We start from the raw sequence: 10491 nt of genomic DNA on the forward strand, positions 1-10491 counted from the left end.
TCAATTATCAATATCTCGGAACTTCTGATGCTGGTACTGCGTCAGCGTCAGCATCGACATGGCCGTCGATCCAGCCCGCGGGCGGCTGCACGCGGTAGGCCTCGAAGTCGGCCGCGGTTGCCCGGCGGATCCTCGAGCCTAAGATGGACACCGAGCCATTCTTCCAGTTGTGCCCGCCCTTGATGACGCTGCCAGCGAGGACGTCCATTCGATTGGTTCCATCCTGCATGTAGCCCAGGGTGTGCTCGTCCTTCACGACGTAGTGCACGGGCCGAATGTCTCTGTCGCGCAGACCAGCGCCCCAAATCACGTCGCTGTTGGGGAGCGCAGCGTTGGCGAGCGCCACCAATGCGTCCACATGGCGGCCGCCGAAGAGCTGGTCGCAGGCATCCCCGTAGTCACAGCCGAATGCCTCCATCAGCACGGGGAGATCGTCACCCCGCTCGCCGCGGGAGAGCCGCTCTGCCACATCGCTGGCGAGCAGGGTGTCCGTGAATGCAGGATGTGCCGATCTGCCCTGGAGCTGTGGCCCCAGGCCGATTAGCCCCTGGTAGATCACGGCCCCTTGCTCATTCAGCTCCAGGAATGGCAACCCCACTTCCAACTCGATGCCGGTAGTCTCAGCCATGTAGGCGAGCCACTGCCCATGGGTCTGTTCGACATGGGGCGCCTTGAAGTTCAATCCGTCCAGGTTGCCCAGCATGACGCTGATGGTGACCTCATCGCCGCGCAACAGCCTGTGGCCCGCGACACGGATCTCGAATTGGGCCGCGGTTGCCGTCGGCGCCGGCGGGGTAGTCAGGCCTGTCCACTCTTCGGCCATGGCCAGGACCTCGGGCGTCAACTGGTCGTCGTCAGCCATTTCGCCGGTGCCGATGACCATGATGGCATCGCCTTGTTCATCAAGGCTGGAGAGGCTGGGCTCCATCCGGAATCCCAGTGCGGCCAGCGCAGACTCGATGGCCTCCTGGCGTGAACCGGCGGCCGCCGGCTGGACAGAACGGTTGAAGTGGGCACGGGCTGGACCTTCGGGGGCGTTGCTCATCTCAATTTCCAGGTTGGGGTTCACTGCTCACCTCCGACACGGCTGCTGCCCTCGCAGCGGCACGCGCCTCGCGCCAGCTCCGAAGCCAGTCGAGGGCGTCCTCCGGCTTCCCGAGATGGCCCTTCACACGGCATCGAGTGGCCATGGCGGAGCACTGGCGCAGCGAGATCGGGATCGCGCCGGCCTTGATGGCCTCTTGACGCTTGCTCATGGCGATGTCGTAGTGGCTATGGCTGCACTTCGGTGGCGCCTGGTGCCATCGCCGCGAAACACCGATGCGATCGGCCATCGCGTGCAGTTCCTCGTCGGTATCGGCAATGAGGTGGGACATCTTCATCCGACCGAACGCTCCCATCGGCTCGAGGTACATGTCGTCGACGTAGACTGCCATCTCAGTGCACCGGCGCCAGGTCGTGATCGTCGCGTTCATCGTCGCGATCGAGCAGCACCCGTACACGATCCACCAGCGCGGAGTTGCGTGCGGGCAAGGGTGTCCGCGCGATCTGGCGCAGTACTGCGTCGTCACCGTAGATCTTCAGCTGCTGCTGCGCGCGACTCACGCCGGTGTACAGCATGTTCCGGTTGATGAAGCTGGCCTGGCCAGGCGTCATCACCGCAATGACCTCTTGGTACTCGCTGCCCTGGGCCGAATGCACGGTCTGCGCATAGGCCAGCGCCAATGCCGACACAGCTGTCGCGGGATAGGTGATCGAGCGGCCATCATCGAGAAGCAACTGCAGAGTCTGCGCTCCCGCCTTGCGCTGCGATCCCTTGTCCTCTTCGAATCCAGTGATGCGTCCGACGTCGCCATTCACGACTCGCTCGGTGGTGGGCTCGCCGCCTTCACGACGCGCCGGCTGCTCGAGGGACATGTTCTCGCGGATGGAAATGCGGTCGCCGACGTGGAAGGAAGTGCCCGGGATCTTGGAAGCGTTCGGGTTACACACGTCTCGCAGCACGGCGTTCGCATAGGTTGTGTTCCAGCCCGGCGTACCAACTTCGCCCTTGCGACGGCTCAGCATCAGCTTCACGTTCTCAATGCCGTAGCGGCGCACGGCGTCGAGATAGGCGCCCATCACGCGCCTGAAGTCGCAACTTGCCTCTCCCAGGCCGTTCGAGAACATCACGGCATCGCGGCTCACAGGCTTCAGATCGCCTTTGCCCACTTCTTCAACGACCTCGAGGATGCCGCCACTATTGCGCTCGGACTTGTGCAGCCGGTTGTGGTCAATCTCAGGAATCTGCAAGAGGTCTGCCAGGACCTGCCCGGGCCGGATGGACGGCAACTGGTTCACGTCGCCCAGCACGATGATGTGCATACGAGGATTACGCGCCGCGAAGACCGAGCAGAACAGCTCAAGGTCGGGCATGCCGCCCTCGTCGACGACCAGGACATCCTCTTCGAGCGTCCGCTCACCATTGACCGCAAAGGACTTCCGGTCCGCGCCCTGCAGCATGGAATGGATCGTCGAGACCTTGCAGCCAAGGTGGGCCACGCGGCGTGAGAGCACCTTGGCCGACATGCCCGTCGGCCCGCAGAAGCGGATCTGTTTGTCGGGAAGCAGGCGCACCAGGACTTCCATCAGCGCCGTCTTTCCTCGGCCGGGCCCGGCTGTCAACGTGTGGAGCCTGCTGGTCGATGTCAGGATCTTAGCCAGCGACTTGACCTGGTCCTTGTTGAGCCCCTTCTCGGCCAGCTTCGATGACGTGCTCTTTGCCGTGACCTGGATGTGGGCGTGGAGCGTGGTCTCGTTGCGCGCGAACTGCTTCCCTTCGGTCAAGGCCTCGCCACGTGACCCGAGCATCTCGGCGATGTGCTCCGCCAGCTCGGTCTCCGCTTCGAGGAGCTCGAAGGGATAGAAGCGCACGACGCCATCCAGCTCGCTGGACACGGCGATGGTGCCGCGCTGGAGCGCCAGGGCAATGGCCTTCTTGGGATCGATGGTCGGATCCAAGCGCAGCACATGCGTGTGCACCTGGTGCTCGGTCAGGAAGCTGTGGCCATAACCCTCACAGTAGTCGGAGAGTGCATGGGCCACCAACGCGGCAAGACGCGGCTCGGCATCCCTGGGAATGTTCACGGAACGGCCGATGGCGTCGGCCGTCAGGAACCCGTAGCCCGGAACCGAGCTGATCGGCGCGTAGGGGTCCTGCACGAGGCGAGCCCAGCAGGTCTGTACGGGATCCTGCCCTGGCTGGAACAGTTCCTTGCTGACTTGGGCCTCCTCGTCCTTGGCATGCCCGCTGGACTGCCCCTTCCCGCGCACCTTGGCCCGGGCCTCGTTTGCCACGCTCTCAGCCAGGAACTTGGACAGGATCTTGATGACGCCGTCCTTCACGCCCGTGAGGCTGCCCAGCCGCAGCGCGAGATCTCGTTGCACGTAGTTCAACAGCGTTTCATCGCGGTTCTCAGCAAAGGCGGTGTCACGACCAGTGACCTCGGAGAAGTCCACCGTCCACGGCTCGCGCATCAGGGTCTGACGAAGCAATTCAAGTGCGTCGGCGCCCTTCGTCTTCTTCCAGTTGTCCACAAACTTCTGGGCCGTCTTCGGGCCGACGCCCTTGAAGTTCTGGCTGATGAACCGCAAGATCGCGCCCTCGTTCAGGCGCACATACTCGGCCGCCACCTGCACGTCGAGGCTGCGACCGTGCTTGGGGTGGTCACGGAACTGACCAATGAACCGGTAGTCGCGGCCGGTCACCAGGTCCGCAACGGCTGCACCTGTGATCTTGACCTCTTCGGAGTTCTCGGTCCACACGCGGCCAATGCCCCAGGCGTTGAAGACCTTGACGGACTCCAGCATGCCGACCACTTCTGCCTGGCTTGCCGCCCTCGCCTGTGCCGCGCCTTGGCGGCGCAGGCTGGCCAGCGCCGCCAACGATTCCGCCTTCGATCGATGCGCAGTGGCCGCCGTGCCCGACTCTGCAACTTGAGCAGACGACTCCGCAATCTGCGCGGGCGCATGAGTAGCTTCCTCACGCTGTTTGGCGGTCTCCAACGTGACCTCGATCAGGTGCTGGAGCTCCTGCTCAAGCTCTTCGCGATCTGGCGCTGCAGGCGAAGCGACCGGAGCATCGGGCGCAGGTTGCGGCTGAGTATGTGGACGTTGCCCAGAAGACTGCGTGCGAGCCCGGTTGGTCAAGCGTGCGAAAGGTGATTCCGACATGGCTGTCTCGTTCGGTCAATCTGCGGGCCCAATCAGCCCTGCGGAGCTTCGGGCTCGTCGTCGAAAGACCGATGGAGCGGGTCGTAGAGCGATCCCCGCTCTTCATCCCCCCCCTGCCCCGCCGCGGCCGCCCGCTCGTGTTCCCAGATGGCCTTGAGCACTGCGCGCCGGCCTATAGCCGCCAGGGTCGAGCGCCGCACAACGACCACCGGCCTGGTCGTTGGGATGGCGGCCGGCGCCATCCAGTACACGCAAAGATTCGCTGCGGCCGAGGCGAGCAGCTTGTCCATCAGCTCCGTGGCCTGGCCGGCGCCGAGCTCGACCTCACCCGATTTCGCCGCCAGGCACCATCGCTTGAGTTCCAGCAGCAGTCCCAGCACGCCGTCCGCACCGTATCGCAGCCGCGTCTGCGCGTCCTCGCAGATTCTTGCGGCCCGCGGCCCGCCGGCATCCCCACACTGCTCCTCAGTGGCCAGCACCAGTACCTCGCGTTCGAACTCCTCGAGCGTGGGCGCGGCCGGCCTCGTGGCGAGGCCAACGGCGGATGAAGTGAACGAGGGTGATAGCGAGGCGACCATGCTGCGTCTAGGCTGCCATCCGCTCGGAGGAGCTCTGGGAGTCGGTCTCGTCGAGGTTCCAGGGCAGACGGTCCGCGTCCAGAGTCAACATCACCGTGCGGACGTCCGTTCCCGAGGACTTGAAGGCGCCCGCCTCGATCTCGGCTAGCAATTCGCCAGCGCTGTCCAGCAGGTCGCGGAAGGCTTGCGCCTTCTTGCTGCTGTGGTAGGTGAAGCTCGGGGACGTGATCGCCACCAGCTTGCCGTCGGGCTTCAGGAAGCGGGCCGCATGCTGGACGTGCGCGATGTCGGCCAGGCCCGAGAACGGAGGGTTCATCACCACTCGGTCGAAAATCGGCTCGGGCTCCATGCTCAGGAAGTCACCTGCCATCGTGGCGTAGCCCTTCTCCGCGAGCTTCTTCAGGTTGGCCTCGAGCAACTCGACGCCAACCACGTTCTCACGGCCGACGACTGCAGCCGCGAGGTCCAGGAGCGCGCCGTGGCCTGCGCTGGGTTCCAGCACCAGCATGCCAGGCTCGAGGTCGGCGAACTCGATCAGTTGGCGGGCGAGATCCGGAGGCGTAGGAAAGAACCCGAAATCCTTTGGCGACATGTAGCTGCCAGTGGACTGCGCGACGGCGAGGATCTCGCGCGGGTCTTCGTCGAAGACATGCTTCTTGCGCCGGCCGTTCCACTTGCCACCCAGGGCGGTCAGCACCTCGTTGACCCGGACGTAGAGCTTGCGGTCGAGCTGGGTCGGCGGCAGCGTCACGCCTTCCTCGTCGGCAGTACAGCTGCGAAGAACGCTCAGCACGTCGGGATCGATCCGGCGACCAGCGCGATCCTCAGCAGGGTTGGCAAAGTCTTTGGCGGCCGATTTGCTCATGTTTTTCATTTTGCGTAGCTGGTATTACGCAAGTCTGAATGAAGAGCAGATCGCCGTCAAACAGGCGAAGATTGGTCGCAATTAAGCGATATCGCTTAATTGCGTCAACCCTTCGCTTCTCGCTTATGCGGTATCGCTTATTCGAGCCATCACCGCTGACAGCAAGACTGGACTACTCAGGCGCCCACTTATCCGATACCGCTTAATCAGACCAACAACGAAGCCATGGCGAATAGGCGATATCGTTTATTCTCCTTTAGCCAGGAGCTGCTCGATCCGGCGGCCCGTAATCTGTCAGCCCCACGAGGGCTCTTTCGCCAGCCTCGAAGTAGGCATCACCGCTCACCTGCACAAAGACATCGGCGTCGCAAGCGCAAATGAAGCGCGGCGCGTCGACCGTCGAACTTTCGGGAAGCAAATCTTCGACTGCCGCGCGTGCCAGGCCAACAGCCAGGTCCTGGCTGCCGCTTTCCGCGCTGACGAGGAAGGACACGGGTTGGTCGCCGTCGACGTCATTGCCTACATCCCCTTCGACATGGAAGAGGTGCCATACGCGCGCACCGCCAGGCGGACCGTCCAGGAGCTCCTGGGCCCGGGCGGCCAGCCTGTTGCCGTTGACCATGCCGCCTGCGCATTGCGCGAGCTCCTGCAGCAGCTGCGTGACGGCTTTCATGTCGAGTTTCATGGGGCGGTCTCCATGTCGGTGAATTGGACCAGGCCGCGTCTACATGAGCGGCGGCGCACAGGTCCCTGCTGGACGGCAGCGATCTACGAAGCGGCTTCCTTACGCCAGGCAAGGTAGTCGGCGATACCGAAGAAGCCGGCGGCCGCAGCGTTGCGCTCGAGGCTCCACTTGGTCTCATGCGGCTCGATGGTTGCCGAGAGGCTCTCTCCAACTTCACTCCTGAGGCTTGCCATCTCTTCGGCATCTCGGTTCAGAACCGCGGGTTGAGCGTCACTGGCCGTCGTTCCAATCCGACGCTCTGTGTCGATCGGTCTCCGCGCTTCCTCGTCTTGACCCAGATGGCCGAAGCCAACATTCGATGGGCCGCAGTCCTCCTCCCGAGGTCGTTGCGCCCAAGCGGCCTCAAGTGCTTCGTCCGCCAGGCCTTCCAGGTCGAGGACGTCCTCGCTGCAGATCTCATTGATCGGGACGCCCAACACTTGTGCAAGGCGTCTGCGCTGGAGCTCGTACCATGCTTCGCTTTCTTCCAGTTCCATTTCGAGCATCGTCCGCTCTTGGAGCATTTGCTCAGCGCGCTCAGCATTGAGGACCTCTTGCTGCTTGCGCGCCCGCTCGATGAGGTCGCTGAGATCAGGAGGCGGCGGGCACACGCCGGCCTGCACGAGCCGGCTGTTCACCAGGTCGATGAAGGCTAGGTTCTCAGCGGGCACCTGCGACGTGACGACAGGATCGTCCCGAACGTCTTCAATCGCCGGCGGCAGTCCACGCATTTGCCTGCCGTCGCCCACTCGCTTGGCCAACTGCATCTCGTAGTACGCCTTGTAGTTGTCCCTGGGCTTGCCTTCGGCCTCCATGCTCCTGTGCAGCTTGGACAGGAAGATGTGAAGGTAGCGTGCCCGCATTTCGCTCATCGAAATGGAGATGTCGTGGTAGCGCTGGTAGAAGGCCTCGTCGTGACCGCTGTCCACGCTGTCCCCCTGGTGCGCCACTTCGTGTTCGGCCAGCGAGAACAAGCGGTTGGCGGTTCGCAGCGGTTCGACCTTCAGGCGTTCAACCACCTTCCTGTCAAACGCGATATAGCTCTCACCATCCGTCCAAGCCTCAGCGGTGTTCGATTCACCCAGCAAGATCTGCACCCGTTGAGGGTCATTCCAGGCCAGCCGGCCATCCTTGTAGGCAGCATGTCCACCCGCTGCCAAGCCCGCGTAGTTCTGCAGGCACCATCGCATGGCGGTCCATGCCCGACGAGTCTCCCTGTCCGTCAACGTCTTCTCGGAAACGATGCTCATGCGCTGAACGAAGGCATCGCGGATGGTCTCGAAGTCAACTGCATTGGGCAGGGAGTAGCGGTGCCAATGGCGCTGACACCAAGCCGGGGCCACGGTTTCGACGTGTTCCATCACACGGCGGAGGCTCTCCTCGAACTCCAGAACGCTATAGCAGCCGAAGCGCTCCAGCGTATTCGGGTGCAACACCATCACGACGTCGGCGGCTGCGATGGCCTCACCTTTGGGCACGTCGAAGCCGTTGAGAACAACCGTATAGGTGTCGCGTGCCCGGCAATTGCTGGGGCCGCCCTGCCGCACCTTCTCCAGGAACGCCCTGAGGCTCAAGTGGCGCTTGCCAGGAAGAATCGTGATGACCTCCTCCTTGTCGAAGAGTTCGTAGGCCTTCGGGTCGCCGCTGAGCAGCGAATGCGCGCACTTCTCCCGACGAGCCTCGGTTTTGCGATGTTCTCCGAGTCTGGCCGCCACAGCTTCGGCCAGTTTGGCGAACTGCTTGGCGATGGGCTTCCAGACAGCGCAGGTCTTGCGCAAGATCTCCGTGCGCGAGACATTGAGGTCGATTGCCTTCTTGCTGACGATCAGTCCGCCGGCGCCCCAGAGTTGACTGGCATCATGACGAACCAGCACGCCCTGGTTGTAGATCGACACCGCGCCCTCCGGCTTTGCACGGTAGTAGGCAAACTCGTCCTCGAAGTCCCACTTCTCAGCCTTTGGGTCGCGACTGATGGCGCGGCCGTTCATCTCGACGCAGATCGGCGTGTAGCGCACGAGATCTCGGATCTCCTGAACAGCCGACAGCAGCTCAGTATTCGTTAGCGGGTCGTACCATTCACCCGTGATGGAGCATCCGGCCCGGGGTTCTGTCGCGTCGTCAAGGTCATAGTGGTAGCCCATGACCTTGGTGTCCACCGACATCGTCCAGGCGTTCGACGTCCAGATCGTGCGAGCGTGCGCCATGATCTGCCCACGCCCAAGGCGGAACCGGCCGTAAGTGGCGTCGCCTTCCTGGTGTGGTGTGCCGAAGCGACCGAAGTAGTTCAGCACGTCTTCACGGCTTGCGAAGCCACGGCCATCGTCCACACACTCGAACCCACTCTCGGTCATCGTGATCTGCACGCCAGTGGCACCGGCGTCGATCGAGTTCATGATCAACTCGATGATCGCCTTCCCGATCGACCCAGCCTGGTTGTAGATAACGTGGTGGATGATTTGAGGATCGAGGGTGAATGGAAGTCGCATTGCTTCACCTCTAGGGATGTAATGGGTCGGCGACCCAAGAACGGGAATCGGGCCGGCTCACGATCACGAGCAACCGGCCTATTGGCAGGCTTCGCACTCGGGGTTGTCGATAGAGCAGAACTTCATGTCAGTCGCCGGCAGCTCAGTTTCTGCGGGGGCGACCGTGGCTTCTGCCGCAACGCCGATAGCCACCGCGTTGAGCTGACCCGAGCGCGTGACCGTGCTCTTCTCGGCCTGGGTCGCACTGATCGTGCGGAGGTAGTAGGTGGTCTTGAGGCCACGCTGCCAGGCCAGCTTGTAGGTCTCGTCCAGCTTCTTGCCGGAGGCGCCAGCCATGTAGATGTTCAGGCTCTGCGCCTGGTCGATCCACTTCTGGCGGCGCGAGGCGGCCTCGACCAGCCACTGCGGCTCGACCTCGAAGGCGGTGGCGTACAGGGCCTTGAGCTCTTCAGGCACGCGGTCGATGCGGCGCAGCGAACCGTCGAAGTGCTTCAGGTCCATGACCATCACGTCATCCCACAGGCCCAGCTGCTTCAGGTCGCGCACCAGCGACTCGTTAATCACCGTGAACTCGCCGGACAGGTTGGACTTCACCGACAGGTTGCCGAAGCAGGGCTCGATGGAGGCGTCCACGCCGATGATGTTGGAGATGGTTGCGGTCGGGGCGATGGCCACGCAGTTGCTGTTGCGCATGCCGTGGGTGGCAATGCGCTGGCGCAGGCTGTCCCAATCCATGGACGAGGAACGGTCCACCTCGACGTAGCCGCCGCGCTCCTTGAGCAGCAGGTCCAGGGAGTCGATCGGCAGGATGCCGCGGTCCCACAGCGAGCCGCGGTAGCTGCTGTAGCGGCCGCGCTCCTCGGCCAGCTCGGTCGAGGCCCAGTAGGCGTAGTAGCAGATGGCTTCCATCGAGCGGTCGGCGAACTCCACGGCCTCAGCGGAGGCGTAGGGCGTGCGCAGCGCATACAGCGCGTCCTGGAAGCCCATCAGGCCCAGGCCCACCGGGCGGTGGCGCAGGTTGGAGTCGCGCGCCTTCTTGACGGCGTAGTAGTTGATGTCGATGACGTTGTCCAGCATGCGCATGGCGGTGCGGACGGTCTTCTTCAGCTTGTCGTGGTCGATGACCTTCTTGCCATCCGGGCCGTCCTTCAGGTGCTGGAGCAGGTTGACCGAGCCCAGGTTGCACACGGCGATCTCGCTGTCATTGGTGTTCAGCGTGATCTCGGTGCACAGATTGGACGAGTGCACCACGCCCACGTGTTGCTGCGGCGAGCGGACGTTGCAGGCGTCCTTGAAGGTGATCCAGGGGTGGCCGGTCTCGAACAGCATCGAGAGCATCTTGCGCCACAGGTCCTTGGCGGGCATGCGCTTGAAGAGCTTGATCTCGCCGCGGTCCGCCTTGGCCTCGTACTCGACGTAGGCCTTCTCGAAGGCCTGGCCGAAGAGGTCGTGCAGGTCCGGGCAGGTGGAGGGGCTGAACAGGGTCCAGTCACCGCCCTCGACCACGCGCTTCATGAACAGGTCGGGAATCCAGTTCGCCGTGTTCATGTCGTGGGTGCGGCGGCGGTCGTCGCCGGTGTTCTTGCGCAGCTCGAGGAACTCCTCGATGTCCAGGTGCCAGGACTC

General features: G+C 63.3%; 8 protein-coding genes. All 8 read right to left on the reverse strand.

Translation table 11 applies throughout. The features are described 5' to 3' along the window. Positions 1-7: 7 nt before the first annotated feature. Entirely contained in the window at positions 8-1069 is a 1062-nt protein-coding gene (locus tag QRD43_RS21305) for a hypothetical protein (RefSeq protein ID WP_285984530.1), read from the reverse strand. Further along, the gene (locus QRD43_RS21310) at positions 1047-1475 is read right to left on the reverse strand and encodes a DUF4031 domain-containing protein (protein WP_285984531.1); all 429 of its coding nucleotides are present in this window, start codon (positions 1473-1475) and stop codon (positions 1047-1049) included. Before QRD43_RS21310 ends, QRD43_RS21305 begins: the two co-directional genes overlap by 23 nt. Then, a complete protein-coding gene (locus QRD43_RS21315; RefSeq protein ID WP_285984532.1) occupies positions 1438-4212 on the reverse strand; it encodes an ATP-dependent DNA helicase in 2775 nt (924 codons plus the stop codon). Before QRD43_RS21315 ends, QRD43_RS21310 begins: the two co-directional genes overlap by 38 nt. Positions 4213-4244: 32 nt before the next feature. Continuing rightward, complete coding sequence (locus QRD43_RS21320) at positions 4245-4790, reverse strand: hypothetical protein (RefSeq protein WP_285984533.1); 546 nt, start codon at positions 4788-4790, stop codon at positions 4245-4247. Between the two features lie 7 nt (positions 4791-4797). Next, complete coding sequence (locus tag QRD43_RS21325) at positions 4798-5655, reverse strand: methyltransferase (RefSeq protein WP_285984534.1); 858 nt, start codon at positions 5653-5655, stop codon at positions 4798-4800. A 256-nt stretch (positions 5656-5911) separates the two neighbouring features. Continuing rightward, positions 5912-6340 carry a hypothetical protein gene (locus QRD43_RS21330; protein ID WP_285984535.1) on the reverse strand — a complete coding sequence of 143 codons (429 nt, stop codon included), beginning with the start codon at positions 6338-6340 and terminating at the stop codon, positions 5912-5914. A gap of 83 nt (positions 6341-6423) precedes the next feature. Beyond that, positions 6424-8865 carry an ATP-binding protein gene (locus QRD43_RS21335; protein ID WP_285984536.1) on the reverse strand — a complete coding sequence of 814 codons (2442 nt, stop codon included), beginning with the start codon at positions 8863-8865 and terminating at the stop codon, positions 6424-6426. A 78-nt stretch (positions 8866-8943) separates the two neighbouring features. After that, positions 8944-10491 (reverse strand): ribonucleoside-diphosphate reductase subunit alpha (locus QRD43_RS21340; RefSeq protein WP_285984537.1); only part of this gene is annotated, 1548 nt, incomplete at its 5' end.

Source organism: Roseateles subflavus, assembly GCF_030285365.1.
In the GTDB taxonomy this organism is placed as follows: domain Bacteria; phylum Pseudomonadota; class Gammaproteobacteria; order Burkholderiales; family Burkholderiaceae_C; genus Roseateles_B; species Roseateles_B subflavus.